At 59.1% G+C, this 26323-nt stretch carries 25 protein-coding genes and 4 pseudogenes; 27 read left to right on the top strand and 2 right to left on the bottom strand.

Annotated elements, in window-relative coordinates; translation table 11 throughout:
* Positions 1–164 precede the first annotated feature (164 nt).
* Positions 165–1374 (top strand): annotated as a pseudogene (locus tag EN780_RS00230) (IS3 family transposase).
* A gap of 13 nt (positions 1375–1387) precedes the next feature.
* On the opposite strand, the pseudogene EN780_RS00225 reads toward EN780_RS00230, so the two are convergent.
* Both EN780_RS00225 and EN780_RS38580 read right to left on the bottom strand, forming a co-directional pair.
* Positions 1388–1505: pseudogene (locus tag EN780_RS00225) on the bottom strand (transposase); the annotation flags it as partial.
* Complete coding sequence (locus EN780_RS38580) at positions 1489–1662, bottom strand: hypothetical protein (RefSeq protein WP_167512160.1); 174 nt, start codon at positions 1660–1662, stop codon at positions 1489–1491. The gene EN780_RS38580 and the pseudogene EN780_RS00225, both read right to left, overlap by 17 nt.
* 335 nt (positions 1663–1997) lie before the next feature.
* On the opposite strand from EN780_RS38580, the gene queC reads away from it, so the two are divergent.
* From queC to fdxB (EN780_RS00095), 26 genes and pseudogenes are all read left to right on the top strand, one after another.
* Positions 1998–2696 (top strand): 7-cyano-7-deazaguanine synthase QueC, encoded by a 699-nt coding sequence (gene queC, locus EN780_RS00220; protein WP_063170389.1) that lies wholly within the window; start codon positions 1998–2000, stop codon positions 2694–2696.
* Positions 2696–3052 carry a 6-carboxytetrahydropterin synthase QueD gene (gene queD / locus EN780_RS00215; RefSeq protein WP_126063824.1) on the top strand — a complete coding sequence of 119 codons (357 nt, stop codon included), beginning with the start codon at positions 2696–2698 and terminating at the stop codon, positions 3050–3052. The genes queC and queD overlap by 1 nt, the downstream gene beginning before the upstream one ends.
* A 5-nt stretch (positions 3053–3057) precedes the next feature.
* Positions 3058–3783 (top strand): 7-carboxy-7-deazaguanine synthase QueE, encoded by a 726-nt coding sequence (gene queE, locus EN780_RS00210; protein WP_164752747.1) that lies wholly within the window; start codon positions 3058–3060, stop codon positions 3781–3783.
* Between the two features lie 770 nt (positions 3784–4553).
* A complete protein-coding gene (locus EN780_RS00205) occupies positions 4554–5306 on the top strand; it encodes a carbonic anhydrase (protein ID WP_126063825.1) in 753 nt (250 codons plus the stop codon).
* Between the two features lie 160 nt (positions 5307–5466).
* Positions 5467–5663: pseudogene (locus EN780_RS40285) on the top strand (7-carboxy-7-deazaguanine synthase QueE); the annotation flags it as partial.
* A 1051-nt stretch (positions 5664–6714) separates the two neighbouring features.
* A complete protein-coding gene (gene nifH, locus EN780_RS00195) occupies positions 6715–7608 on the top strand; it encodes a nitrogenase iron protein (RefSeq protein ID WP_024505261.1) in 894 nt (297 codons plus the stop codon).
* A gap of 87 nt (positions 7609–7695) precedes the next feature.
* A complete protein-coding gene (nifD, locus tag EN780_RS00190) occupies positions 7696–9198 on the top strand; it encodes a nitrogenase molybdenum-iron protein alpha chain (RefSeq protein ID WP_024505262.1) in 1503 nt (500 codons plus the stop codon).
* Between the two features lie 129 nt (positions 9199–9327).
* The gene (nifK, locus tag EN780_RS00185; RefSeq protein ID WP_126063826.1) at positions 9328–10869 is read left to right on the top strand and encodes a nitrogenase molybdenum-iron protein subunit beta; all 1542 of its coding nucleotides are present in this window, start codon (positions 9328–9330) and stop codon (positions 10867–10869) included.
* A gap of 61 nt (positions 10870–10930) precedes the next feature.
* Positions 10931–12406, top strand: a complete 1476-nt coding sequence (nifE, locus tag EN780_RS00180; protein ID WP_095489376.1) for a nitrogenase iron-molybdenum cofactor biosynthesis protein NifE — start codon at positions 10931–10933, stop codon at positions 12404–12406.
* Positions 12407–12414: 8 nt separating this feature from the next.
* Positions 12415–13767, top strand: a complete 1353-nt coding sequence (gene nifN, locus EN780_RS00175; RefSeq protein WP_126063827.1) for a nitrogenase iron-molybdenum cofactor biosynthesis protein NifN — start codon at positions 12415–12417, stop codon at positions 13765–13767.
* A complete protein-coding gene (nifX, locus tag EN780_RS00170) occupies positions 13764–14261 on the top strand; it encodes a nitrogen fixation protein NifX (protein WP_063169371.1) in 498 nt (165 codons plus the stop codon). Before nifN ends, nifX begins: the two co-directional genes overlap by 4 nt.
* A gap of 16 nt (positions 14262–14277) precedes the next feature.
* Positions 14278–14757, top strand: coding sequence for a NifX-associated nitrogen fixation protein (locus tag EN780_RS00165; RefSeq protein ID WP_024505267.1), 480 nt, complete (start codon positions 14278–14280; stop codon positions 14755–14757).
* Positions 14754–15569 carry a response regulator transcription factor gene (locus tag EN780_RS00160; RefSeq protein WP_063169370.1) on the top strand — a complete coding sequence of 272 codons (816 nt, stop codon included), beginning with the start codon at positions 14754–14756 and terminating at the stop codon, positions 15567–15569. Before EN780_RS00165 ends, EN780_RS00160 begins: the two co-directional genes overlap by 4 nt.
* Positions 15570–15664: 95 nt before the next feature.
* Complete coding sequence (locus tag EN780_RS00155) at positions 15665–16537, top strand: universal stress protein (protein WP_126087041.1); 873 nt, start codon at positions 15665–15667, stop codon at positions 16535–16537.
* A gap of 842 nt (positions 16538–17379) precedes the next feature.
* Positions 17380–18678: a SidA/IucD/PvdA family monooxygenase gene (locus tag EN780_RS00150; RefSeq protein WP_063169368.1), complete on the top strand. Its 1299-nt coding sequence runs from the start codon at positions 17380–17382 to the stop codon at positions 18676–18678.
* A 13-nt stretch (positions 18679–18691) separates the two neighbouring features.
* Positions 18692–19069, top strand: coding sequence for a hypothetical protein (locus EN780_RS00145; protein WP_024505270.1), 378 nt, complete (start codon positions 18692–18694; stop codon positions 19067–19069).
* Between the two features lie 272 nt (positions 19070–19341).
* Positions 19342–20487: a TlpA disulfide reductase family protein gene (locus EN780_RS00140; protein ID WP_063170388.1), complete on the top strand. Its 1146-nt coding sequence runs from the start codon at positions 19342–19344 to the stop codon at positions 20485–20487.
* Between the two features lie 320 nt (positions 20488–20807).
* Positions 20808–21251: a DUF269 domain-containing protein gene (locus tag EN780_RS00135; RefSeq protein WP_245458601.1), complete on the top strand. Its 444-nt coding sequence runs from the start codon at positions 20808–20810 to the stop codon at positions 21249–21251.
* 45 nt (positions 21252–21296) lie between these two features.
* Positions 21297–21500, top strand: a complete 204-nt coding sequence (locus EN780_RS00130) for a CCE_0567 family metalloprotein (protein WP_063169367.1) — start codon at positions 21297–21299, stop codon at positions 21498–21500.
* Positions 21497–21814 (top strand): ferredoxin III, nif-specific, encoded by a 318-nt coding sequence (gene fdxB / locus EN780_RS00125; protein ID WP_174800308.1) that lies wholly within the window; start codon positions 21497–21499, stop codon positions 21812–21814. The genes EN780_RS00130 and fdxB (EN780_RS00125) overlap by 4 nt, the downstream gene beginning before the upstream one ends.
* On the top strand, positions 21720–22085 hold the full coding sequence (locus EN780_RS41480; protein ID WP_348627494.1) for an exopolysaccharide production repressor protein: 366 nt from the start codon (positions 21720–21722) through the stop codon (positions 22083–22085). The genes fdxB (EN780_RS00125) and EN780_RS41480 overlap by 95 nt, the downstream gene beginning before the upstream one ends.
* Positions 22086–22321: 236 nt before the next feature.
* A complete protein-coding gene (locus EN780_RS00115) occupies positions 22322–23335 on the top strand; it encodes a 1-aminocyclopropane-1-carboxylate deaminase (RefSeq protein WP_024505903.1) in 1014 nt (337 codons plus the stop codon).
* 597 nt (positions 23336–23932) lie between these two features.
* A complete protein-coding gene (locus EN780_RS00110; RefSeq protein ID WP_126080608.1) occupies positions 23933–25090 on the top strand; it encodes a TlpA disulfide reductase family protein in 1158 nt (385 codons plus the stop codon).
* A gap of 324 nt (positions 25091–25414) precedes the next feature.
* Positions 25415–25853: pseudogene (locus EN780_RS00105) on the top strand (DUF269 domain-containing protein).
* 46 nt (positions 25854–25899) lie between these two features.
* Positions 25900–26103, top strand: coding sequence for a CCE_0567 family metalloprotein (locus EN780_RS00100; protein WP_128271516.1), 204 nt, complete (start codon positions 25900–25902; stop codon positions 26101–26103).
* Positions 26100–26323: ferredoxin III, nif-specific (fdxB, locus tag EN780_RS00095; RefSeq protein WP_128271525.1), on the top strand; the 224-nt coding region annotated here is incomplete at its 3' end. The genes EN780_RS00100 and fdxB (EN780_RS00095), both read left to right, overlap by 4 nt.

The raw sequence follows: 26323 nt of genomic DNA, 5'->3' as shown, positions 1-26323 counted from the left end.
GTAAACCATTGGAGCACGTCCTATCTGATCCAGGTCATATCCTGCGGCTTTGAAGTAGTTGGCACATTCGGCTGGGGTGAAGAGGTCGACGACCGCGCCGAGGCCTTGCCCCTCTGATCTAATCCGGTTTGAAGTTCGTTCTGGCCCATCCAGAGGATCAGGACATGAAACGCAGCCGCTTCTCTGAAGAGCAGATCATCGGAATTTTGAAGAAACACGAGGCCGGGGTATCGGTTGGCGATCTGTGCCGCAAGCACGGGGTCAGCGACGCCTCGATCTACAATTGGAAGGCCCGCTTCGGCGGGATGGATGTCACCGAGGCTCGGCGACCTGAAGGGCTGGAGGACGAGAACACGCGCCTGAAGCGGCTTCTGGCCGACGCCATGCTCGACAATGCCGCGTTGAAGGACCTTGTGGGAAAGAAATGGTGACGCCCGCCGCCAAGCGGAAAGCTGTCGCTCGCCTGAAGGAAGGCTTCGGGATGAGCAAACGGCGGGCGTGTAAAGCCATCGGCTGTTGCCGCATGACGGTTCGCTACCAGACCAGCAGGCCGGACGACCGGGAGGTTCGCGAGCGGATGAAGGCGATCGCGCAGGAGCGTCGCCGGTTCGGCTACCGGCGTCTTCTCGTGATGCTGAGGCGGGAGGGCCTGGTCGTGAACCACAAGAAGCTGTTCCGGCTCTATCGGGAGGAGAAGCTCGCCGTTCGCCGCCGTGGCGGCCGCAAGCGGGCGATCGGGACCAGGGCGCCAATGCTGGTGGTGCCGCTGAGGCCCGACGAGTGCTGGTCGCTCGACTTCGTATCGGACCAGCTCACCGACGGGCGCCGCTTCCGCATCCTGGCCGTCGTCGACGACTGCACGAGACAGTGCCTGGCACTCATCGTTGATACGTCTCTCTCGGGCATGCGGGTTGCCCGCGAATTGGACCGGCTCATCACTAGCGCGGCCGGCCCAGGATGATCGTCAGCGACAATGGCAGCGAGTTCACCTCGAACGCCATCCTCTCCTGGGCGGATCAGAACCGCGTCGAATGGCATTACATTGCGCCCGGCAAGCCGATGCAGAATGGCTTCATCGAGAGCTTCAACGGCCGACTGCGCGATGAACTGCTCAACGAGACGCTGTTCACCTCGCTGGCTCAGGCGCGCGTAGCCATCGCCCTGTGGCACGCCGACTACAACACCGCGCGGCCGCACTCCCAAATCGCCTGGCAGACCCCGGCCAAGTTCGCCAGCACCTTCAATCCGCGACGGTCGCTCGCGCTGCGCTATGCCAAAGGCTCCGCGCCAGCGCCCGTCGCTTCACCCGCCCAGCAGGGCACAACCCACGCCGGAAACGAACTCAAAACTGCTGGGGCAACGTCAGTCCCATAGAGCCTTGATGGTCGGCCTTTGCTCGCAGCAGCGCCTTAGGTTGGGCGAAGGCGTTCTCAATCGGATTGAAGTCGGGACTGTAGGGCGGCAGGTAGAGCAGGCTCGCCTGCGGCCTCAATCGCGCCGCGCAGGGTTCTCCAGGCGGATGTCGCCAATGTCAAATTTGCTGGCATCCATGTCGCCCTCGCTTTCTGGTTCGAGATCGGAAAATCGCCGAATAATCAGCACATCAACCTGCGCCTGAAGGAGCTCACTGCCACTTTCGGCTGGCGGGGTGTGCCGCCCCACAATTAGAATGTCAATTGTCGTGCCAACCGCACAAGCGAAGGCCAGAAAGCCAACATGTGTTCTGCGGCTTAATTAAGAGTCAGCCGATGTCGGCCGAACATCACCTTGTCTCGAAGTCGACGATCCGACAGCAGATTGCGAAAGTTGGCGCGATGCGAAACAAACTGCTGAAGCGCTCAACTTTTATTGATCACGCGTGTTGGACGCGACGCACTCCCGTTCCAATCGGGCTGAGCGCAAATTCTCCCGGTTCACAAAACTGAGTCGCTGGAGTAGTGGGGGCGCAGAGAAATCTCCGGTCGCAGCCTTACCCGGTCAAAACAAGGATACCAATGATGAAGACTCTCGCCGTCTGCTCTGGCGGATTGGACTCCGTTTCCCTTGCTCACATGGTGGCAGCGGAGCACGAACTCACCGGCCTTCTATCTTTCGACTATGGCCAACGGCACAGGAAGGAATTGGGCTTCGCCGCTCTTTGCGCGCAGCGACTGAAGGTCCCGCACCAGATCATCGACATCGGCGAAATTGGCCGTGGCCTTTCCGGCTCAGCGCTGACTAGCAGTATCGACGTGCCGGACGGCCACTACGCCGAAGACACGATGAAGATTACGGTGGTGCCGAACCGCAATGCCATCATGTTGGCAATCGCCTTCGGTCTCGCCGCCGCCCACAGCGCCGAAGCGGTGGCGGCGGCCGTGCATGGTGGGGACCATTTCATCTATCCCGATTGCCGTCCGGCCTTCATTGAAGCTTTCCAGACAATGCAAGACCGCGCGCTCGACGGCTATGCGCAGATACGCCTCTATGCACCGTATGTGAATCTCGGAAAAGCTGACATTGTTGCGGATGGCGCAAGATACGGCACCCCGTTTGCCGAGACCTGGTCCTGTTACAAGGGCGGCGTGCGTCACTGCGGACGATGCGGGACCTGCGTCGAGCGGCGCGAAGCGTTCCATCTCGCCGGGCACGCTGATCCCACCGACTACGAGGACGCCGATTTCTGGCTTGAGGCGCTGCGCAGGAGGCGCGCGTAATGTTCCACATCACCAAGGAATTCCACTTCTCGGCCTCGCATCAGCTCACCTCCTTGCCTCCCAACCATCAATGCGCGCGCCTGCACGGGCATAACTATGTCGTCGTAGTGGAGCTGTCGGCCAAGGAACTGGACGCCCACGGCTTCGTGCGCGACTATCACGATCTGGCGCCGCTCAAACGCTACATTGACGAGAGCTTCGACCATCGGCACCTCAACGACGTGCTGGGACATGAGAAGGTCACGGCGGAATGCCTGGCCAGACATTTCTATGAATGGTGCAAGGCACGTCTGCCGCAGACCGCGGCCGTGCGCGTTAGCGAAACACCGAAAACTTGGGCGGAATACCGTCCGTGACCGACATGCATCCCGCAATCCGTGTGAGCGAGATATTCGGGCCGACTATCCAGGGCGAGGGCGTGCTCATCGGCTTGCCGACGGTGTTCATCAGAACCGGCGGATGTGATTATCGCTGTTCATGGTGCGACAGCCTTCACGCGGTGGACAATCAGTATCGCCATGAATGGCTACCGATGCCGATCGATGCCGTGTGGCAAACCGTCCATGCGCTTTCCGGCGGCAGGCCGGTTATGGTCTCCTTGTCAGGCGGCAACCCGGCCATTCAGCCGTTCGGTCCCCTCATAGAACGCGGCCATCGCGAGGGCTATCGTTTTGCACTGGAAACGCAGGGTTCCGTGGTGAGGGAGTGGTTTGCGGATCTTGACGTGCTGACCCTTAGCCCAAAGCCGCCGTCCAGCGAGATGACCACCCGTTGGGCTGCGTTTGATGCATGCCTCGAAGCGGCGCAAGAGAAGCCGCAAATCGTGCTCAAGCTCGTCGTTTTCGACGAGAGTGACTATGCCTACGCCAAAGAAGTCGCGGCGAGATATCCGCACCTTCCGATCTATCTGCAACCCGGCAATCACACGCCGCCGCGCCCTGGCAGTGAAGACGCCTCTGTCGACTTGGACGGAATAATGATGCGAATGGAATGGCTTGTCGAAAGGGTGACTAGCGACAGGTGGTTCGAAGCCCGCGTGTTGCCGCAGCTGCACGTTCTGCTTTGGGGTAACAAGAGGGCGGTCTAGTCTGCGGCTTGCGTCGCACCGGAAGGCCGGGCTCCAACGGCTTGGCAGGCTCTCTTCGCGTGCCGAGTACAGCCGAGCTTTGTTCGCGTCAGCGGTCTCGCGATTGTGCGGCTGGAAACCGCCCGGACACCCCGCTGCCGGCGTGTGTCACCTTGACTCCGATGAGCTGTCGTCACGCAAAGTTGAAATCCGCAAGAACTGGCCTTCTGGCCCCACCTGCTCCGTCGCAAGCACGTCATCCCCTCATCCTTGTCCAGCTCTTATCGATGTATCTCATTGTCCGGCCTGACGCACGACTGTCAGCATGGGAATGCATCCATTGCGCAAATGCCTTCCATAAAGAAGATCGATTTCCTCACTGGCCCAACGTGAAATATAGCAACGTTTTCGTGGCGTGGGTCGGCTGCGTCGGGAGTAGCGATGAAAACGTATTAGGGTCGCCTGCGTCTCCTTGGGCAGCGAGTGTAAAGTATAGCGATGCGGCCTCCGGCGCGAACGGCAGCCGCGCAGTGATCACCTTCGCCTGTGCCTTTGCGGCGGGGGTCAAGCGCTGGTCTGCTCAAATTTTTTATCGTTTAGCTGGTTGAAACTGCTCCCGTTGCGGGCTGCAGAAGCCGGCCAGCCGAGAAACGGCAGCCGCACTTATGAAAGCACGCCAAGGCATGCGGGCATCTATCAGTTGCAAAGGACAATACTGGCCGCGCCGATTGGCCATCACGCGTCCATTAGGGCAGCCACCAACATCAGTTCGCAAGAGGAGCAAAAGTAATATGTATCGTCGTCACCTGATCAAAGGGTTGGTTGCGCTCGGCGCATGCCGGATTTGCGTTCAAGCCGCCCAAGCGACCAGTGCCCATTGGGGGTACACCGGTCCGGTCGGACCGGAGCACTGGGCTGATCTGGATAAGGAAAATTTCGTATGCTCTGCCGGCACGCAGCAATCGCCGATCAATATCAACAGCGCGGTCAAGGCGGATATCCCGCATATCGCCATCGGCTGGCACAAGGGCGGCGGCAATATGGTGAACAACGGCCACACCATTCAAATCAATATGCCACAAGGCAGCACGCTGACCCGCAGCGATCGTGTCTACGAACTGGTACAGTTCCATTTCCATGCGCCAAGCGAACATCACGTGGCGGGCAAGAGCTTCCCGATGGAGGTGCATTTCGTTCACAAGGACACGCAAAGTGGTACTCTGGGCGTGCTGGGCGTCTTTTTAACGCCCGGCGCGACAAATGCCAGCTTTGCTGCCCTTGCTGCGGCCTTTCCCGAACTGCCGAATGGGGAGGTGACGATCGACGAGGTGAATCCCAACTGGCTTCTGCCAGCCTCGCTTGGCTATTGGACTTATGAGGGCTCACTGACGACGCCGCCGTGCACCGAAAACGTCGAGTGGATGGTGGCGATGGAACCGGTTGACGTTGATCCGGCAGACATCCAGCGATTTGCCTCCCTCTACCCGTCGAACGCGCGCCCTATTCATTCACCCAATCGACGCTTCATCCTGCGCCAGAGTTGAGCGGCGCCCCAGCGGTTCCGCACGGTCCAACATTCTTGGCACAAGTTGGCGCGAAGCCTCCTCTTCCGGTCTGGCGGTCTGACGGCGCTCCCCAAGCTGGCTAGTCTAAATGATAGGGATTCGGTGCCGACACCACTCGTCCCAAAGACGTCGCGGCGAGGTTTGTCTGCAACCCGGCAATCACACGCCGCCCCGCCGTGGTAATGAAGACGTCTCTGTCGAGTCCGACGGAATATGATGCGCATGGAATCGCTGGTAGAAAAGGTGACCAGCGACAGGTGGTTCGAAGCCCGCGTCTTGCCGCAGCTGCACGTTCTACTCTGGGGTAACAAGAGGGTGGTGTATACCTTCTCCTAGCTTCGCCGCCAACTACTCGGTTTTCCGAATTGCTCTCTATATTCTTGAAGACGATGCGTTCGTTAAAGACATGTGCTGCGCACCTGGTGTAAAAGCTGCTCTCATCATGCAGAGGTCAAGCCAGTCGGGCTCATCCGAGGCTATGGCCGTGAGCACTGTTCAGTTCGGCAGAGAGGGCGCTTTTGTACACACTTTGCGATCGTGGCGGCCCCGTGGGCAGATCTGCAAGCTGCCGCGACACTAACCTCTCGAAGCCCGCCCGCCCGCCTGTTGATGCGTGTCTCCCAGTAAGATTCCTGTCCAAGAACGTGATAATCTTCTTGCCAGTGTTGTAGCTGATGTTGCCCTTGATGCCGCAGCCTACCGCGGCGGGACCAAACTCAATGGCAAGCAGGCCGGCTAGGATCGTGCAGCCAGTCGCGAGCCTCGCCCACAACGGGGTCTCACGCGCATGAGGGCGCCGACCATGGGTTCGGCGGTTCGTACGCGTATAACACGTATCTTTCTGAAAAAATCAATGCTCTCGGCTAAGCTACTGAATTATTTGGCTTCCATATAGCGCGTCGGCGGAACCAACTTGTAGACGGGCTATGAAAGGTTAAGCGCGGATGTCTATCGGCCGCCGGCGTTCCCGCTCTGTAAGCCTGCCTGAACTACCCGCGCCGCGGTCAAGCCCCAGGCTCCTGCTCATCCAGCGACCGCCCGATCAATGGCAGGCTGGAAAGACAAGAGCCGATGTCTTCCGATGGTCTCGCCATCAGCTTTGGGCTAACTTCCCCATTCTCCCGCTTCGAGCTCGACACACGGCGGTTTGGATGGCGCACGACAATCTGTGTCGGCTTTGTCGTGTCCGTGACAGACGCCTGAAAGGCCCGTTCGCGCGTTTTGCCGCCGTCTAAGCGGCTGGAATTTAATGACAAAGTTTTTTCTGGGATCGGCCGATCACGCTGGTACGCTTTTTGCGATGCTTGGTGTGAGGCGGCACGAGCTGCCTATCGGCACTTGTGTCGCGGGCAGTCGCGATGATTAGAACGAAGGAAGGAAAGCTATTATGTCAGGTCTGCGTCAGATCGCCTTTTACGGAAAAGGCGGCATCGGCAAGTCCACCACGTCCCAAAATACGCTCGCTGCCCTTGTCGACCTCGGGCAGAGAATCCTCATCGTAGGATGCGACCCCAAAGCCGATTCCACACGCTTGATCCTGAATTCGAAAGCTCAGGATACCGTCCTGGATCTCGCCGCACAGGAAGGTTCGGTGGAAGACCTCGAACTCCAGGACGTGCTCAAGGTGGGCTACAGAGGCATCAAGTGCGTGGAGTCCGGCGGCCCCGAGCCGGGTGTCGGTTGCGCCGGCCGCGGCGTCATCACCTCGATCAATTTCCTCGAGGAGAATGGCGCTTATGACGATGTCGATTATGTCTCCTATGACGTCCTCGGCGACGTGGTATGCGGCGGCTTCGCCATGCCGATCCGCGAAGGCAAGGCCCAGGAGATCTATATCGTCATGTCCGGCGAGATGATGGCGCTCTATGCCGCCAACAACATCGCCAAGGGCATCCTCAAATATGCCCATTCGGGCGGTGTGCGGCTGGGCGGGCTGATCTGCAATGAACGTCAAACCGACCGCGAACTCGATCTGGCCGAAGCACTGGCTGGCCGATTGAATTCCAAGCTCATCCACTTCGTGCCCCGCGACAACATCGTCCAACATGCCGAACTCAGGAAGATGTCGGTGATCCAGTACGCGCCGGACTCAAAGCAGGCAGGGGAATACCGCGCTCTGGCCGAGAAGATCCACGCCAATTCGGGCCAGGGTACGATCCCGACGCCGATCACCATGGAGGAGCTGGAGGAGATGCTGCTCGACTTCGGCATCATGAAGACCGACGAGCAGATGCTTGCCGAGCTTCACTCCAAGGAAGCGGCGAAGGCGGCGGCCCAGTAGTGACATTAGCGCTGCCATGAATCGGCGCGCCTTGCAGAGAACGGCGCCTATTCTTTGAGGCGTCACCCAACCTTGAAAGGGGGACTCATGAGCCGGGAATACGAGAATGACGGTGCTCTTCATGCGAAGCTTATCGAAGAGGTGCTGTCGCATTATCCCGACAAGGCGGCGAAGCGCCGCAAGAAGCACCTCAACGTCGCAAAGAGCGGCAACGAGGCTGGCGGGGAAAGCGAGGTCCTTTCCGAATGCGACGTCAAATCGAACATCAAGTCCATTCCCGGGGTGATGACGATTCGCGGCTGTGCATATGCTGGTTCGAAAGGCGTGGTGTGGGGGCCAGTCAAGGATATGGTCCATATCTCGCACGGCCCGGTCGGCTGCGGCCAATATTCTTGGTCGCAGCGCCGCAACTACTACGTCGGTACAACGGGCGTCGACACGTTCGGGACAATGCAGTTCACCTCCGATTTCCAGGAGAAGGACATCGTCTTCGGCGGCGACAAGAAGCTGGAACAGATCATTGACGAGATTGAAGTCTTGTTTCCGCTCAACAACGGCATCACCGTGCAGTCCGAATGCCCTATCGGCCTGATTGGCGATGACACCGAGGCCGTTTCTCGCAAAAAGACCAAGGAGTATGACAAGACGATCGTGCCGGTACGCTGCGAGGGCTTCCGCGGCGTCTCGCAGTCGCTTGGCCACCACATCGCCAATGATGCAATCCGGGATTGGGTCTTCGACAAAAAGGATGTCAAGTTCGAGGCCGGCCCCTACGACGTCAACGTCATCGGCGACTACAATATCGGCGGCGATGCCTGGGCCTCGCGCATACTGCTTGAGGAGATAGGGCTGCGCGTGGTTGGCAACTGGTCGGGTGACGCCACACTCGCAGAGATCGAGCGCGCCCCGAAGGCTAAGCTCAATCTTATCCACTGCTACCGGTCGATGAATTACATCTGTCGGCATATGGAGGAAAAGTATGGCGTCGCCTGGATGGAGTACAATTTCTTCGGTCCCTCCCAGATCGAAGCCTCTCTGCGCAACATAGCCAAGCATTTTGGGCCGGAAATCGAGGAGAAGACCGAAAAGGTCATTGCCAAGTACAGGCCGCTTGTTGATGCGGTCATCGCCAAGTACCTGTCGCGCCTGGAAGGAAATACCGTGATGCTCTATGTGGGCGGCCTGCGCCCCCGCCACGTCGTCACGGCCTACGAGGACCTCGGCATGGTCATCGTGGGCACCGGCTATGAATTCGCCCACAGCGACGACTATCAGCGCACCGGCCACTACGTGAAGAACGGCACGCTGATCTACGATGACGTGACCGGCTATGAGTTGGAGAAATTCATCGAAGGGATTCGCCCAAATCTGGTCGGCTCGGGAATCAAAGAAAAATACCCGGTGCAGAAGATGGGCATACCGTTCCGCCAGATGCATTCCTGGGATTATTCAGGCCCGTATCACGGCTACGATGGCTTTGCCATTTTCGCACGTGATGTGGATCTCGCCATTAACAACCCGGTCTGGGACCTATTCCACGCGCCTTGGAAAAGAAGCCGGGGCGATGAGCGGGCGATGGCTGCCGAATAAACATTTGCTTCAGCCCCAGTCTCCCACTGAGACGGTGAACTCCCGCGGCCTCTGATCCGCCGGAGCCTGGAACGTCTTGACGTCCTGAGCTGCCGTCCCGCGCAGCCAGATGCAAAAGAGGTAATCATCATGCCGCAGTCGGCTGAAAAAATTCTCGATCACGCTCCCCTGTTCCGCGAGCCGGAATACAGAAAGATGCTCGCTGAGAAGAAGCTAAACTTCGAATGTCCGCACCCCGATGAAATCATTTCCGATCAGCGCGATTTCACCCAGACGTGGGAATACCGCGAAAAGAACCTCGCCCGCAAAGCGCTTGTCGTGAACCCGGCCAAGGCCTGCCAGCCGCTGGGTGCGGTATTCGCTGCCGCCGGCTTCGAGCGAACCATGTCCTTCGTCCACGGCAGCCAAGGTTGCGTCGCCTATTACCGCTCGCACCTGTCGCGCCATTTCAAGGAGCCTGCCGCGGCGGTCTCCTCCTCAATGACCGAGGATGCGGCGGTGTTTGGCGGCCTGAAGAACATGGTCGACGGGCTCGCCAACACCTACCAGCTCTACGACCCCAAGATGATTGCCGTGTCGACGACCTGTATGGCAGAGGTCATTGGCGACGACCTGCACAGCTTCATCCAGAACGCCAAGGACGAAGATTCAGTCCCGCGCGACTTCGACGTGCCCTTTGCCCACACCCCGGCCTTCGTTGGCAGTCATGTCGACGGCTATGACAACATGGTCAAAGGCATTTTGGAGCACTTCTGGAAAGGTCAGGAGCGTACGCAAATCGAAGGAACCATCAACATCATTCCGGGCTTCGACGGCTTCTGCGTCGGCAACAACCGGGAGCTCAAGCGCCTGCTCGATGTAATGGGCGTGTCCTATACATTGATCCAGGATGCCTCTGACCAGTTCGATACGCCTTCGGACGGTGAATACCGCATGTATGACGGGGGCACGAAGATCAACGAGGTGAAGAAGGCCCTCAACGCCGAGGCAACGCTTTCGCTGCAGCATCACAACACCCGAAAGACACTGGGCTATTGCGAGGAGGTCGGGCAGGCGACGGCCTCGTTCCACTATCCGCTCGGCGTTCAGGCGACGGACGAATTCCTGATGGAGGTCGCGGCGATTTCCGGCAAGGAGATTCCCGAGGCAATTCGCCTCGAGCGCGGCCGACTGGTAGACGCCATGGCGGACAGCCAATCCTGGTTGCATGGTAAGAAATACGCCATCTACGGTGATCCCGACTTCGTTCACGCAATGGCCCGCTTTGTCATGGAGACCGGCGGCGAGCCAACCCATTGCCTCGCCACCAATGGCACCTCGGCATGGGAAGCCGATTTGAAGAAGCTGCTAGCATCCTCGCCTTTCGGCAAGGCTGCCCAGGTTTGGGCGGGCAAGGACCTGTGGGCGCTGCGCTCACTGCTCTTTACCGAGCCGGTGGACCTTTTGATCGGCAATTCCTACGGCAAGTACCTGGAGCGCGACACCGGAACACCGCTGATCCGGCTGATGTTTCCGATCTTCGATCGGCACCATCATCACCGCTTTGCGCTCTTTGGCTACCAGGGAGCGTTGCGCGTGCTGACGACGATCCTCGACAAGATCTTCGACAAACTCGATCGCGAGACGAGCGAGACGGGTGTGACGGATTATTCCTATGACCTCACGCGCTAAGAGCCGTGGCCGGCTTTTCGCCGAGGCCATTCCTTGCCCAATGGACTGGGGAGGCTGAGCAATGTCCTCCCTCAGCGCCAAAATCAAGGACGCCTTCGATGAGCCCGCCTGCGATAAGAACCGTGGCAAAGATGCCAAGGCGCGCAAGGAGGGCTGCTCGAAGTCGCTGACACCAGGGGCGGCAGCCGGCGGCTGCGCCTTTGACGGAGCCAAGATCGTCCTGCAGCCGATCACCGACGTTGCGCATCTGGTCCATGCGCCGCTCGCCTGCGAGGGCAATTCTTGGGACAACCGTGGTGCGGTTTCGTCAGGGCCGACCTTGTGGCGGACAAGCTTCACGACCGACCTCACCGAACTCGACCTTGTGATGGGGCAGGGCGAGCGGAAACTCTTCAAGGCGATCCGCGAGATCAAGCACACATACGCGCCGCCGGCGATCTTCGTCTACTCGACTTGCGTAACGGCGCTGATCGGTGACGACATCGAGGCCGTGTGCAAACGCGCCACGGAAAAGTTCGGTTTGGCCGTGGTGCCGATCAATGCGCCTGGCCTGGCAGGCTCCAAGAACCTCGGCAATAAGCTCGCCGCCGAGGCGTTGCTCGATCATGTCATCGGCACGGTCGAACCCGACGACCCCGGACCCTACGACATCAACATCCTTGGCGAATTCAACCTCTCGGGCGAATTCTGGCTTGTAAAGCCGCTCCTCGATCGGCTCGGGATCCGGGTGCGCGCCTGCATTCCCGGCGATGCGCGTTACCGCGACATTGCTTCCGCGCACCGCGCCCGGGCGGCAATGATGGTGTGCTCGACCGCGCTGATCAGTCTTGCCCGCAAGATGGAGGAGCGCTGGGACATCCCGTTCTTCGAGGGCTCCTTCTATGGCATCTCCGACACATCGCAAGCTCTTCGAAACCTTGTCAGGCTGCTGGTGAGGAAGGGCGCCGATCCGGAGATCCTCGAGCGCACAGAGACGCTGATCGCGCAGCAGGAGGCGATCGCGTGGAAGAAACTCGAATCCTACCGGCAAAGGCTCCAAGGCAAGCGCGTGCTGCTCAACACAGGCGGTGTGAAGTCCTGGTCGGTTGTCCATGCGCTGATGGAGATCGGAATCGAGATCGTCGGCACCTCGATCAAGAAATCTACGGTGCAGGACAAGGAGCGCATCAAACAAGTTCTCAAGCACGACAAGCACATGTTCGAATCCATGGCTGCGAGCGAGCTGTACGCCATGCTCTCTGAACACAGGGCCGATATCATGCTGTCGGGCGGTCGCACGCAATTCATTGCGCTCAAGGCCAAGACGCCCTGGCTCGATATCAACCAGGAGCGCCAGCATCCTTATGCCGGCTATGACGGCATGGTGGAACTCGTACGCCAGATCGACCTCGCCATTCACAATCCGATCTGGTCTCAGGTGCGCCAGCCGGCCCCGTGGGATTGCCAGCCTGAGCTGATAGGCGAATTGCCGTGCACGAGGAACGAGACCGCGTACCTGTTTGATGAATTCGCCTGCGCGACGGCACACGAGTGTTGAGGCGACCGATGGCCCGCATCCTTCCCCAGAGCAAATCGGCGGCAGTCAACCCGCTGAAGTCGTCGCAGCCGCTGGGTGCCGCCTTTGCCTTTCTTGGCGTCGACGGTGCGATGCCGCTGTTCCACGGCAGCCAAGGCTGCACAAGCTTTGCGCTCGTTCTCTTCGTGCGGCACTTCAAAGAAGCGATTCCCTTGCAGACTACGGCGATGGATGAGGTGGCGACCATCCTCGGCGCAGCCGACCATCTGGAAGAGGCGATCCTCAACCTCAAGAACCGCACGAAGCCAACGCTGATCGGGGTGTGCACGACCGCGCTGGTGGAGACGCGTGGCGAAGATTGCGCGGGTGATATTGCCAACATCATGCGGAAGCACACGCAACAGCTTGCGGGTACGGAGGTCGTGCTGGCCAACACGCCGGATTTTGACGGCGCGATCGAAGAGGGCTGGGCCAAGGCAGTCACCGCAATGATCGAAGGGATTACGCGCTCGGGCGAACGGGCGCGGCACCCGAAGAAGATCGCAATCCTGCCCGGATGCAACCTCTCTATCGCCGACATCGAGCATATGCGGGACATGGTTGAAAGCTTTGGGCTCAAGCCGGTTATTCTGCCCGACATTTCAGGCTCGCTCGACGGTACGGTTCCTGACCGCTGGGTAGCGACCACATACGGCGGCACCAGCGTCGAAGACATTCGCGAGTTGGGCACGGCCATGCAATGCATCGCCATCGGTGAGCACATGCGCCGCCCGGCGAAAGCGCTGCACGGGTTGACCGGCGTGCCTTACGTGTTGTTCCAGTCACTGACTGGGCTGCAGGACACGGACCGCTTCGTGTCGCTGCTGTCTGCGATTTCGGGCGCGGCGGTACCGGCCCGCGTGCGCCGGCGCCGGGCGCAATTGCAGGACGCGATGCTCGACGGACATTTCCATTTCGGCGGCAAGAAAATTGCCATCGCTGCCGAACCAGACCAGCTGTTCCAACTTGCGACCTTCTTTGCTGGCCTCGGCTCCGAGATAGCCGCGGCCGTCACAACGACCGACAGGTCTAAAATTCTCGAGAAAGTCCCGGCGGTTTCGGTTCAGATCGGCGATCTCGGCGATCTGGAAAGTCTTGCCGTCGGTGCTGACCTGCTTGTCACGCATTCGCACGGGCGCCAAGCATCGGAGCGGCTCCGAATTCCGCTCATGCGCATCGGGTTCCCGGTCTTCGATCGACTAGGCAGCCAGCACAAGCTCGCAATTCTCTATCAGGGCACCCGCGACATGATCTTCGAGGTCGCCAGCATCTTCCAGGCCAACCAACACGCGCCCACTCCTGAGGCGCTTGATCCACTCCGTAATCGAGAAATATCACGATGAACGCTGTTCGCCGCCTCTCGCTGGTCAGTAGTGAGGTTTTCGCCCCGATGCCTGAACGACGTAAGGGCGCATTGCGCGTTGCGATCGCCACTCAGGACATGCAGGACCTCAACGCCCATTTCGGGTCGGCCAGGCGCTTTGCTGTCTACGACGTGACGCGCGAGGAATGGAATCTCGTAGAAGCCGTGGCCTTCGATGACGTGTCCGATGAAAGCGGGGAGCATCGGGCCGAGCGCGATGATCGCATCACGCCAAAGGTGGATGCGCTCAAGGGCTGTCAGATCCTGTTTTGTCTGGCAATTGGCGGCCCTTCGGCAGCCAAGCTTGTCGCGGCAAAAATCCACCCGATCAAAGTGGCGGAGCCCCAATCGATCCCACAGGTGCTCTTGCGCACGCAGATGATGCTCAGGACGTGTCCTCCGCCTTGGCTGCGCAAGGTGCTGGCGCGAGCGGGCATTGCCGAAAAGAAACCGTCCTTCGAGGACGAGGACTGAAAAGAGGAGGACGCCAATGCCTGACCCCGCAATCCCCCCAGCTGTCGCCGAAGACGAGGCGGCTCTTTGCACCCCGTTCGTCAAATGCCTCGTGCGGCTGATCCGTTCTCAGGATTCCTATGGCTCGTGGGAACGCAAAGCGGACGCTGAGCTGCTGGGCGACTTCATCATTACCAAGGAACAGCGCCGAGGGATCCCAATCATCGGAGATCCCGATCCCGACGTGCTGTGGAGGCTCGACAAGTACTACGCCGCCATCGGGCTTGCGATCGAGGAGCGCTGCGGCCTTATGGCATCGCCGATGATCCAGGTGAGCCATGAGGGTTTTGGTCGGGTGCTTTTCACGACCGGACGGCTGGTCGTTTTGTCCAAAACGCTGCGCGATGTCCACCGGTTTGGCTTCGAGACGCTCCTGAAGCTCGCCACGGCCGGTACGAAGCTGGTCGACGATGCGATTTCAGTCATCGAAACCTTTCCCCACGTGGCGCTGGCATGATGGGCGCGATTTTCGAGAAAGGCCATCATGACGGACCCGAGAAACTATGTTGGCCAGTCCCCTCGATCCAGGGACTCGAGGCCGACCAGGTTGTTGGGGTATCGCCGATGAAGAAGCCGCTGGTCCTGATCTGCTCGCAAGATGCCGAGTTCTATCTGCTCTACAGCCACATACTGGAGGTTGACGGTTTCAGCAGTGAGACGGCAGACGGCGCGAAGGCTGCGCTGGCCTTGGCCGAACAACGGGAGCTTCAGGCCGTAGTGCTGGATTGCGACCCAGCCAGCATAAACGGGTCCGCAATTTGCGCCCACCTCAAGCGGGAACCGCGCACCACCGACCTGCCTATCATCGCCCTGATCGCGCCTGGCGCCGAGCACCAGCACCTCGATCTCTTGAAGGCAGGCGTTGAGAGCTTTGTGCGGCCGGTGGCTCCGGCCAAGCTGCTCGACTGCCTGCGGGCGAGGCTCGGGCTGACCAAGCGTGGTCCGAACGGGGTTGAAAACGACAGTTGGATTTGTTGTGGAGGCCTGGAGATGAAGCTCGATGCCCATCGGGTTCGCGGTAATGGCCACGACATCCATCTCGGACGGATCGATTTCAACGTGCTGCGGCTTATGATTGAGGCCCCCGGCAAGGTCTTCAGCCGGGACGAGCTTATCGGGGCGGCCTGGCTGCCCAACATTCATGTCGGTGCACGCACCGTCGATGTCCATATCAGCCGAATCAGGAGGGCGCTGAAAACGGCCTTGCCCGGCAGCGTCATTCGCACCGTCAGGTCGGCCGGCTACTCGCTCGAGAAGCCGGACGACTGAAATAGGTGATCGAACGTGGTGCCGCTCTCTCTTCCTCCTGAGAGCGGTGTTGCCGCTTTGAGGCGCTCCTAACGAAGACCAGGAGAAGCAGGCAAATGGAATTTAAAAGCATATTCAGTGTGACGGGTGCTGATCATTCTGATGAGGACCTCACAACAGCTGCCGGACTGTGTGCCGAGGTCGGCGCGCACCTATCGGTACTCATTATACCGCCTCCATTGCTCTTGATGTTGTCTCCGCCCCCCGAATGGAATACAGGACGTGCACAGGCAATTGCAGTACCGAACTATCGATTTCAGCAAATCGAGAAATTTTCACAGGACGTGACCAGAATGGAAAGACGGTCCGCGGATATCCTCAAAAGGCTGAAAGCTATGTCGCTTTCCTGTGACGTTGACACCGACTATTGCGATCCGGCTAGCCTCGGTGAAGTGGCACGACAGCGGGCGCTCTGCGCTGACCTGACGATCGTTGGAGGAGACCTCCTCAACGATGAGACTCTCGGACCTCCTGTTGTCAACGGCTGCTTGTTCGATAGCGGAAAGCCGGTGCTCATCGTGCCGAAGGGCGTTAAGGCGACGCTGTCGCCTCGACGCGTGCTGGTCGGCTGGGATTCGCGTGTAGAGGCCTCGCGTGCGGTTCGGGAAGCTCTTAGTATCCTATCCGCTGCCAAGGAAGTCTGTGTCGCTATGGTCGATCCAAAGGCGCAAAACAACGGGAAAGGCGCGCAGTCTGGAGCTGACATCGCTGCCTATCTTACTCGGCACGGTGCTCGGGTCTCCGTTGACCTGCTTAAGAGCGCCGGCAAATCGGCGGGCACAGTGCTGACCCAGCACGCGAACGACATCTGTGCTGACATGATGGTTATGGGTGCTTATGGCAGCCGTGGGCTGCGTGAGCGGATTTTCGGCGGTCCGCCGAGCTGGAGCTTTGGGAAGACCACATTGCCGCTGTTTTTGGCTCGCTGATCAGCTCCGTAGGAACACCGATCAGGTCGTAGGACCGCCAACCAGTCCGAAGTCGTCGTCGGTTACCGGTCGGATTGCGGAGACATGGCTGGATCCGCGAACATCTTGCGACGCTTGTCAGAGCCAAACCGGACGCCTCGACTGCTTCACGACGCTCTCGTGAACCAACTCGTGCGAGATCGTCCGCAACGGGCAGTAAAGACGAACGGCTGCAGCAGACCGCAGCCAAGCCACAGGGCGGGTGTACCAGGAGACCCCGCCTCGTGCGCGAACCCTGTTGGAAGGCCCCTTATCAGTACCCGGACGCGCGTCAAATCGGCGGCTGTCCCTGTCAGCCTGCGGTGTGCAAGGGCCGCTGCCGCGGAGCTTCCCCTGCCCGATCGTCGGGCGTGCGACAATGTCGGATTCCAGACGAGCTGGAACTGCGCGAACTCGTTGGTTTGACAGGTCTTTATCCGGCACGCCGCATGCATGGGAGTCTCCGAAAGCATTAAGAGCCGTTATCCATGGTTACGCCCCTCGAAAGAAAGAGCCGCTTCCGTCGTGGCAGGGAAACAGCCACTCCTGGGGTGGAGGCCGGCGCTAGAAGCCGCCGTAAGATCCGGAAGAGCCGCGCGACAGCATCACACACTTTCCTTCTGCTCTTGGGTTCGGATCACGCCGCGCCGCTGTCGATGCCGCCGACATTGAGCCCAAGACCTGGAAGGCGGCACACGCTTTTGCTGTCCTCTCAGTCGGGACCGCGGCTCAAGCATGCCTGTGAGGTTCGCATTGCTCAATGCCCGGCAATCGACGTCAACATGCCGCTGAGTTGGAAAACACTCCTAGAGGAGTAAGGATAAGTGGACCTCTTTTGTATTGGTGTGGGTGCTGGACCATCTAATTTGAGCCTTGCGTGTCAGATACAGGAAGAGATTGCGCAAGGGGCACTGTTCCTGGACCGGGAGGTCGATTTCCGAGGACATCCAGGCAGCGCTTTCGATTGCGCGGAGCTCCAGGTCGGCCACTTCCAGGATCTGGTTACTCTGGTCAATCCGCGATCAGCCTACACATTCGTAAACTACCTCCACGAGAACGGGCGTCTTTACAATTTCCTCAATGCGCAATTTCACGGGGTGCTTAGAGCCGAGTTCGCCCAATATCTCAACTGGGCGTTCCAGAAGAATCCGCTTGTCCGTGGCGGCGAGGCCGTTCGCGAAATCCGCTTTGACGGCGAGTTTCGCGTGCGGACGGACAACGCGGTCCTTGATGCAAGAAACCTCGTCATCGACATAGGCAAGCAGGCGCAAATTCCGCCTCAGTTTCATGGCTGGACTGGACCCAACCTGTTCCACTCATCTGAGTTGGCCCACATCAATCCTGAGGTGCAAAAAAAGCATGTCTGCGTTGTTGGCGGCGGACAGTCGGGAGCCGAGCTGCTACTGCACCTTGTCGGCCGGCCGAAAGAACGGCGGCCCGCGGCGATCACATGGGTCTTGACGCGCGAGATGCCTTTCGACGACCACGCGTTCACAAACGGGCTGTTCACGCCATGCTTCTCGGATCGTTTTGCTGCGATGAGCGAGGTGCATCGACAGCTGTTCCTGCGGCGTTTCGCGCTTGCCTCCGAGGGCATTTCAGAAAGCAAGTTGCGCGCGGTCTATCAGGCGCTCTACCACCACGCCTTTCTCGAGCCACACCAATGCGAGATCACATTGCGGCCAAGTTGCAACGTGTCGCGCTGCATCAATGCCGGAGCAGGGCACAGGCTCACGCTGCAACGCGGCTTGGACAACATCGGAGAAGTAACCGCCGATATCGTCATCCTGGCCACCGGGTACGAGAAACCGCTGCCGGGTTTCCTAGAACCGATCGCAGATCGCCTCGAACAGATCGGCAATGAGCTCGCCATCGGCGAGGATTTTTCGGTGTACTGGGACGGACCGCGAGACCGACGCCTTTTCGTTCAGAACGCCTGCCTTGGACAGCGCGGGCTGGCTGATCCGAACTTTGGGCTGCTGGCCTGGCGAGCGCGCCGCATCCTTGACAGCCTTCTGCGGCGCGCGCCATGCGCCAATCCCGAGCATCTAGGGTTCATCAACCGTCCCTTGACGGAGTGCTGGCCCGACCTCGGAGTCGAACAAATGGGCAGCGGGATATGATTCGTCGATATTGATGATCGGCGGTGGCATTCAGGAAAGATTTCCGCCTCTGGCGGCAAAAGCGGGACGAGCAATATTCCTACGGCGTCAGATCGCTCTGCTCGCGCTTGAGCAAGGTAGCGTCGCGCGACTCCTGCTTGGCGTGAAACAGCAAAGGGCATTCAATCACGATGCAGCTTTACGTGCTGTCGGGCTCAACGCCACGTGGATCGAGCCCAACGCCGCCGTTGGCAACCGCGACGCGAATTATGACGCCGGGCCACATGCGGCGGTGGCTGCAAGGGTACCGAGCCTCTCCCGCACTTTCGACCCCATCGCCGAAGTGCGACTACTCCAGGACGCCGAAGCCGGTCTTATCGCCAGCGGGCCAGCCAAACTCTCACCTTCCTAAACGGCAGCCGCTAAGGTGAGCCGTCGAAAGCCGACATTCAGGTTAACGTCAGCTGGCCGTGTTAGGGCTCGCTTATTCAAGGCGGTACCGGCGCTTGCCGAAGCTAAGAAGGGTTGGCATGCCCTTTGCCGTGCTTGATGTGCGGCAACACGGTGAGAGCTCCGCTGAAGCAAGCGAGAGGGAGCAATGCCCTCGAGACCGTGTCCGATTTTGACTGGAAAATATTCCGCGACAAAAGAGACGAAAGGTGTGGAATGACTTTGGACACCAAGATGGAACTGCGTATGGGGTCCCCGGCTCCTGCGCTGAAAGTGGAGAACTGGCTGCGTGGCGAGCCCCTCACGAGCCTTCGGCCCGGCAAGGTCTACCTCGTTGAATTTTGGGCGACTTGGTGCCGACCATGTGTCCACGCCATGCCCCATTTGATCGAACTGCAGGAGAAATATAAAGACAGCGGATTTGAGATTATCGGAGTCGCAGCTTGCGAAAAGGCTGCAACCGCGGACGAAGCGCGGACCAACGTGGATGCCTGGCTGACCGAGAAGTTCCCGAATCTGAATTATCGGACAGCGTTCGATTGCACTGGCGAAATGAAAAAGCTCTGGCTGGAACCCAGCTCTTCGTTCGGGATTCCCACCTCGTTCGTGGTCGACCGCGACGGCCACATCGCTTATATCGGCCACCCGGCACCTCTCGATGACGTTTTGCCGAAAGTCCTTAACGGCAGCTGGCGCAGCAGCTATGAAGCGAAAGCCGTCGATGCAAAGCGAATCTCGCGTGTGCGCGAATCGTCGCTGAGTCAGCCGATATACGCCAAACTTGGGCCGGCGATGCAGGACGAGGATTGGGCAGCGGCACTATTGGCCATCGAAGAAGGCCTCGCCGTGATGCCAGACTCTTTTGATTTTCGGCGGGTTCATGCGGATATTCTGCTTCACAAGCTGCGCGACATCAAAACCGGCTTGCCGCTTATGCGCGAATTGGTCGAGGACGCGATCAACAAAAAGTTCGAAGCGATGTCTTGGGTGGTGATGGCGCTGAACCAACTCTTCCATCCCACGATCGACAACTCCCATCTTCCGCATGATGATCGCTTTGCGATGGGCAAGGAGCTCTCCGAACAGATCCTGGAACTTAATCCTCCGCAAGGCGATGGAGACTTTAAATTCGGGTGTTACTTTCCGGTCGCTCAGTATTATTACGAGAGCGGCAACAAGGACCGGGCGATCGAGTTGATCGAGGTGGCAATCAAATCGCTGGACCATTCGGAGCCAGTGCCGGACCAAACCAAACAGCGCTACCTCACCTCGTTGCTCCAAGCCCTGGCCAACTACACGGGTGAGCCTGCCTGTCACGCGGGTCTCTGTGTGGCTCCGCAAAACAAGACTTCCGAAACTCAAAACGCTGTCACTTCCTGAGCAAGGATCGCGAAGGGCATGACAATTGGAATTGAACACCGGCAAATCCGCCCGCCCAGGCGCACTTCGCAGCAATAACGTCGATGCCGCAAAAGTGCGCGGCTTGCGGCAGGTGGAATTTCCATTGCGTTTACCTCGGGTCGAACCGCGGCGCAGGCGTTCGCGCCGCGGTGAAAGGTCTCGCATTGGTGGACGTGCTCGAGGTCGGCCACGGGACACTGTTGCGTGGGATCGGCTCGCCCAAGCCATTCCCCGCCCACGCAAGCGCCCGAACCACACATCGCAGAAAAAGAGATCGTCCTTCAAGAGGAGTACTGAAATTGGGGAAAAGCGAAATTCCTCATGAACCGGTTGGCCCTGCTGTCCACGGGGACGGCGAGGCCCTTGCTTCCCCGTTCGTCAAATGCCTCCTGCGGCTCATTCGTACTCAGGATTCCTTCGGCTTATGGGAAGGCCATTCGGATGCCGAGCTGCTGGCCGAGTTCATCATCACCAAGCAACAGCAACGTGCGGTACCCTTTGGCGGCGATCCCGATCCTGACGCGCTGTGGAGGCTCGACATGTTTTACACCGCCGTAGCGCTTGCGATCGAGGAGCGCTCCGGCGTGTCGACGTCGCCGACAATAGAAATGAAACCCGTGGGGGCTTCCGGCGGTTGGGCGTTCTGTCGAGACGTCCACCGGTTCGGCTTCGAGACTTTCCGCAAACTTGCTGAGGCCGGTACGAAACTGGTCGACGATGCGACTGCAGCCATTGAAGCCTAGCCCGAGATGGAGCGCATCAAGAAACCATTGTTCCAGGAAGGATCTATGTCAGACCTAGATAAGATGAGGAAGAAAGTCCGAAAGCTCCAGTTGCGTGCAGCTATTGCCAAGATGGCATTGCAGGACCTTGTCGAGGGTCTGCCGGGCAAGTGGGCCGACATACAGGAAGTCGCCGAGAAAACCCAAGCCGTTTATGCCGAGTTGGATGTTGCCAAGAGAGAACTCGCTTCAATGAAGAATTTAGGATGATGCGCACATTCACCACCCGTGACGGCTCCATTTGGATGCCGTCGTACCTGACCTCCATCGATAGCAAGACCTGCATCGGCTGCTGCCGTTGTTTCAAGGTCTGCTCGCGCGATGTGATGCATCTTCACGGCGTTGATGATGCGGGTGAAATCCTCGGCCCCTGCGATGACGAGGACGACGATTTCGACGGCAAGCTCAATCGCATGATCATGGTTGTCGATGATGCCGGCCGCTGCATCGGCTGCGGAGCCTGCGGCCGCGTCTGCCCCAAGAACTGCCAGACGCATGTTGCGGCCGACGAGCTCGCAACATGATCTGGCGAAAACCAGGGGAGCGGCGTGCACTTCATCTTTTTGTCGGCTCGTGGGGCTGGTCCTGTGCAGCAATGCGTCGATGGTTTACTTCGCTTTGGATTCGCTCCGTGTGGCAGTCGTCACGACGCTGGCCTGTTCGCTGCTGCTTCAGGCCGGCTCCTTCGGCCGCGTGCTCTTTCTGATCTGGCAGTCCTCTAGCCGCGCTCGTGGAACTCGCCACAGGGGCCAGCATGCCGATGGTTACAGGAAAGCTCGGGTACCAGTCGTCTGACTCTGATCAACTGCGGAATGCAATTTTCAGCTGTGTCCCGGCTTGGTCGAATGCCCAGCATGTGCTGCTGCTTTGATGCGCGGATGACAGGATCAGTGCTCAGACCCACACCAATTTTGGTCACCCTCTGATGACTGAGCTGATCGTATAGGGAATCTGTGTTCGGCTAACACGCGACCATACCCCTGGGCTGACCGGTGCGTAGCCGGTTCAGGTACTTTTTTGCTGGAGATAGCATGCTGGAAAAATTCGAACGTTATCCGCTCACCTTTGGACCCACGCCGATCGAGAGGCTCGACCGCCTCGGCAAGCATCTGGGCGACAAGGTGGAAATCTACGTCAAACGCGAGGACTGCAACTCCGGTCTCGCGTTCGGCGGAAACAAGCTGCGCAAGCTCGAATACATTGTGCCCGACGCGATCGCGTCAGATGCCGATACGCTCGTCACAATCGGTGGCGTGCAGTCCAACCATACGCGCATGGTCGCTGCGGTCGCCGCCAAGATCGGCATGAAATGCCTCCTGGTCCAGGAGAGCTGGGTCCCACATGATGATGCTGTCTACGACCGGGTCGGCAATATCCTCTTGAGCCGCATCATGGGGGCAGAGGTGCGCCTGGTTGACGAGGGCTTTGACATCGGCATCCGCCGCAGCTGGGAAAAGGCACTTTATGAAGTCAAGGCAAGGGGCGGCAGGCCATATGCGATACCTGCCGGCGCCTCTGTCCACAAATACGGCGGCCTGGGCTATGTGGGGTTCGCTGAGGAGGTGCGTGCCCAGGAAGAGCAGCTTGGGTTTGCCTTCGACTATATCGTCGTCTGTACGGTGACTGGTTCAACCCACGGCGGCATGCTCGTCGGGTTCGCCAAGGATGGTCGACAGCGCAACGTGATCGGTATCGATGCCTCCGCCATGCCCGCCAAGACCAAGGCGCAGGTGCTCGGCATCGCCCAAAATACAGCGAAGCTCGTCCACCTCGGAGCGGAAATTGTCGAGGCAGACGTGGTGTTGTTCATGGACTACGCGTACCCGGGTTATGGCGTTCCATCGGAGGAAACCAAAGAGGCAATCCGTTTGTGCGCGCGGCTCGAGGGCATGATTACGGACCCCGTTTACGAGGGCAAATCGATGCAAGGGATGATCGACCTCGTCCAGAGGGGCTTCTTTCCACAGGGATCGAGGGTCCTCTACGCACATCTAGGCGGCGCGCCGGCGATCAACGGGTACGGCTACACCTTTCGCAACGGCTGACGTTCGGCAGTCTGCGATTCCGCGGTCGCGCTCGAACGTGGGTAGGTAGCGTCGTTCGAGCGCTTGGCTGGAGAAGTGGAGGCAGCGACGGGCATCCACTAATTGGTACCATTACGTGCTGTCGGGGCTCAACGCCACGCGCATTGAGCGCATGCCGCCGTTGGCAACCGCGAGGCGAATTTTGACTCCGGGGCAAGAATCCACACGCGGCGGTGGCGGCACGAGGACCAAGCCGGCGAGTTCGCGCTTTCGAACTGGCGCCAAACTGCCACTGCTCGAGGACCGAGGCCAGTCTAATCACAGGCGAGCCGTCCAAGCTCTCAAGAGATAGGGCGAAACCCGACAGCGGCAGAAGACATGTCGGGTTCACGACAATCGGCCGCATTTAGCCTCGTGGAGAATTTCAAAGCATTTCCCGCCGCTTACCGGAGCTGAGGGAATTGGCACCTCCGTTGCAGCTTGATGTGCGGCAACACGGTGAGAGCTTCGCTGAAGCAAGCCAGAGGGAGCGATGCCCTCGAGACCGTGTCCGATTTTGACGGGAAAATATTCCGCGACAAAAGAGACGAAAGGTGTGGAATGACTTTGGACACCAAGATGGAACTGCGTATGGGGTCCCCGGCTCCTGCGATCAAAGTGGAGAACTGGCTGCGTGGCGAGCCCCTCACGAACTTTCGGCCCGGCAAGGTCTACCTCGTTGAGTTTTGGGCGACTTGGTGCGGACCATGTGTCGACGCCATGCCCCATTTGATCGAACTGCAGGAGAAATATGAAGGCAGCGGATTTGAGGCGGTCGGAGTTGCCGCCTGCGAACAGGGTCCTACCGCAGACGAGGCGCGGACCAACGTGGATGCCTGGCTGACCGAGAAGTTCCCGAATCTGAATTATCGTATCGGGTTCGATTACATTGGCGAAATGAACAAGCTCTGGATGGATCCCAGCTCTTCGATTGGGATTCCCACCTCGTTCGTGGTCGACCGCGACGGCCACATCGCTTTTATCGGCCACCCGGCGGAACTCGATGACGTTTTGCCGAAAGTCCTTAACGGCAGCTGGCGCAGCAGCTATGAAGCGAAAGCCGCCGATGCAAAGCGCATCGCGCATAACCAACTTGCAGCGCGCGAAATGTCGCTTACCGGGCCGATATACGCCAAACTTGAGCCGGCGATGCAGGCCGAGAATTGGACGGCGGCGCTCTTGGCCATCGAAGAAGGCCTCGCCTTGATGCCAGACTCTTTTGATTTTCGGCAGATTCATGCGGATCTTCTGCTTCACAAGCTGCGCGACATCAAGACCGGCATGCCGGTCATGCGAGAATTGGTCGAGGACGCGATCGACAAAACGTCCGACGCGGTGTCGTGGATGGCCTTGGCCCTCAACCAACTCTTCGATCCCACGATGGACAATTCCCATCTTCCGCGCGCGGAGCGCTTTGCGATGGGCAACGAGCTCTCGGAACAGATACTGGCACTCAATCCCCCGAACGGCGATGGCCCGTTTAAATACCGCCGGTACCTCCCGGTAGCTCAGTATTATTACGAGAGCGGCAACAAAGATCGCGCAATCGAGTTGATCGAGGTGGCACTGAAATCGGTGGACCGGCTGGGGCCAATTCCGGACCACACCAAACAGTACTATCTTACCCCATTGCTCGAAGCACTGGCCAACTACACGGGTGAGCCTGCCTGTCACGCGGATCTTTGTGTGGCTCCGCAAAAGAAGGCACCCGAAACTCAAAACGCAGTCACTTCCTGAGCAAGAATCGCGAAGGGACTGACAATTGGAATTGAACACTGGCCAATCCGCCCATCGAAGCTCTCTTCGCAGCAAGTATGTCGATGCAGCAGGGCGGCGGCTTGCGGCAGGTTGGATTTCAATTGCGTTGACCACCGGTCGGATCGCGGCGCAGACGATGTGCGCCGCGAATTCGCGCCGCAGGTCTCGCACTCGTGGACATGTCGAGGTCGGCCACGGGGCACTCTTGGGGTTGGCCCGCCCAAGCCATTCGTCGGCCACGCAAGCGGACCCGGAGTGGGCATCGCAGGAAAAGGAAATCGTACCTCGAAGACGAAGACTGAAATGACGAACAACGAAATTCCTCCGGTTGGCCCTGCTGTCAACAATGACGAAGAAGCCCTTGCTTCCCCGTTCGTCAAATGCCTCCTGCGGCTCATTCGTACTCAGGATTCCTTCGGCTTATGGGAAGGCCATTCGGATGCCGAGCTGCTGGCCGAGTTCATCATCACCAAGCAACAGCAACGTGCGGTACCCTTTGGCGGCGATCCTCGATCCTGACGCGCTGTGGAGGCTCGACATGTTTTACACCGCCGTAGCGCTTGCGATCGAGGAGCGCTCCGGCGTGTCGACGTCGCCAATAATTGGAATGAAGCCCCTGCGGGCTTCCAGCGGTTGGGCGTTCTGTCGAGACGTCCACCGGTTCGGCTTCGAGACTTTCCGCAAACTTGCTGAGGCCGGTACGAAACTGGTCGACGATGCGACTGCAGCCATTGAAGCCTAGCCCGAGATGGAGCGCATCAACAAAACCATTGTTCCAGGAAGGATCTATGTCAGACCTAGATAAGATGAGGAAGAAAGTCCGAAAGCTCCAGTTGCGTGCAGCTATTGCCAAGATGGCATTGCAGGACCTTGTCGAGGGTCTGCCGGGCAAGTGGGCCGACATACAGGCAGTCGCCGAGAAAACCCAAGCCGTTTATGCCGAGTTGGATGTTGCCAAGAGAGAACTCGCTTCAATGAAGAATTTAGGATGATGCGCACATTCACCACCCGTGACGGCTCCATTTGGATGCCGTCGTACCTGACCTCCATCGATAGCAAGACCTGCATCGGCTGCTGCCGTTGTTTCAAGGTCTGCTCGCGCGATGTGATGCATCTTCACGGCGTTGATGATGCGGGTGAAATCCTCGGCCCCTGCGATGACGAGGACGACGATTTCGACGGCAAGCTCAATCGCATGATCATGGTTGTCGA

Origin of the sequence: Mesorhizobium sp. M4B.F.Ca.ET.089.01.1.1, assembly GCF_004022605.1 — a bacterium.
Lineage (GTDB): Bacteria > Pseudomonadota > Alphaproteobacteria > Rhizobiales > Rhizobiaceae > Mesorhizobium > Mesorhizobium abyssinicae.
This window is presented reverse-complemented; position numbering and strand designations above follow the sequence as displayed.

Excerpts from the sequence above, each read along its gene's own strand:
- nifH (WP_024505261.1), top strand. The coding sequence starts at position 6,715 with ATGTCAGGTCTGCGTCAGATCGCCTTTTACGGAAAAGGCGGCATCGGC.
- nifX (WP_063169371.1), top strand. The coding sequence starts at position 13,764 with ATGAACGCTGTTCGCCGCCTCTCGCTGGTCAGTAGTGAGGTTTTCGCC.
- EN780_RS00100 (WP_128271516.1), top strand. The coding sequence starts at position 25,900 with ATGTCAGACCTAGATAAGATGAGGAAGAAAGTCCGAAAGCTCCAGTTG.
- EN780_RS00165 (WP_024505267.1), top strand. The coding sequence starts at position 14,278 with ATGCCTGACCCCGCAATCCCCCCAGCTGTCGCCGAAGACGAGGCGGCT.
- EN780_RS00205 (WP_126063825.1), top strand. The coding sequence starts at position 4,554 with ATGTATCGTCGTCACCTGATCAAAGGGTTGGTTGCGCTCGGCGCATGC.
- EN780_RS00160 (WP_063169370.1), top strand. The coding sequence starts at position 14,754 with ATGATGGGCGCGATTTTCGAGAAAGGCCATCATGACGGACCCGAGAAA.
- nifE (WP_095489376.1), top strand. The coding sequence starts at position 10,931 with ATGTCCTCCCTCAGCGCCAAAATCAAGGACGCCTTCGATGAGCCCGCC.
- EN780_RS00115 (WP_024505903.1), top strand. The coding sequence starts at position 22,322 with ATGCTGGAAAAATTCGAACGTTATCCGCTCACCTTTGGACCCACGCCG.
- queC (WP_063170389.1), top strand. The coding sequence starts at position 1,998 with ATGAAGACTCTCGCCGTCTGCTCTGGCGGATTGGACTCCGTTTCCCTT.
- EN780_RS00155 (WP_126087041.1), top strand. The coding sequence starts at position 15,665 with ATGGAATTTAAAAGCATATTCAGTGTGACGGGTGCTGATCATTCTGAT.
- nifN (WP_126063827.1), top strand. The coding sequence starts at position 12,415 with ATGGCCCGCATCCTTCCCCAGAGCAAATCGGCGGCAGTCAACCCGCTG.
- nifK (WP_126063826.1), top strand. The coding sequence starts at position 9,328 with ATGCCGCAGTCGGCTGAAAAAATTCTCGATCACGCTCCCCTGTTCCGC.
- EN780_RS00110 (WP_126080608.1), top strand. The coding sequence starts at position 23,933 with ATGGAACTGCGTATGGGGTCCCCGGCTCCTGCGATCAAAGTGGAGAAC.
- EN780_RS00140 (WP_063170388.1), top strand. The coding sequence starts at position 19,342 with ATGGAACTGCGTATGGGGTCCCCGGCTCCTGCGCTGAAAGTGGAGAAC.
- queD (WP_126063824.1), top strand. The coding sequence starts at position 2,696 with ATGTTCCACATCACCAAGGAATTCCACTTCTCGGCCTCGCATCAGCTC.
- fdxB (WP_174800308.1), top strand. The coding sequence starts at position 21,497 with ATGATGCGCACATTCACCACCCGTGACGGCTCCATTTGGATGCCGTCG.
- EN780_RS00145 (WP_024505270.1), top strand. The coding sequence starts at position 18,692 with ATGATCGGCGGTGGCATTCAGGAAAGATTTCCGCCTCTGGCGGCAAAA.
- EN780_RS00130 (WP_063169367.1), top strand. The coding sequence starts at position 21,297 with ATGTCAGACCTAGATAAGATGAGGAAGAAAGTCCGAAAGCTCCAGTTG.
- EN780_RS41480 (WP_348627494.1), top strand. The coding sequence starts at position 21,720 with ATGATGCCGGCCGCTGCATCGGCTGCGGAGCCTGCGGCCGCGTCTGCC.
- queE (WP_164752747.1), top strand. The coding sequence starts at position 3,058 with ATGCATCCCGCAATCCGTGTGAGCGAGATATTCGGGCCGACTATCCAG.
- nifD (WP_024505262.1), top strand. The coding sequence starts at position 7,696 with ATGAGCCGGGAATACGAGAATGACGGTGCTCTTCATGCGAAGCTTATC.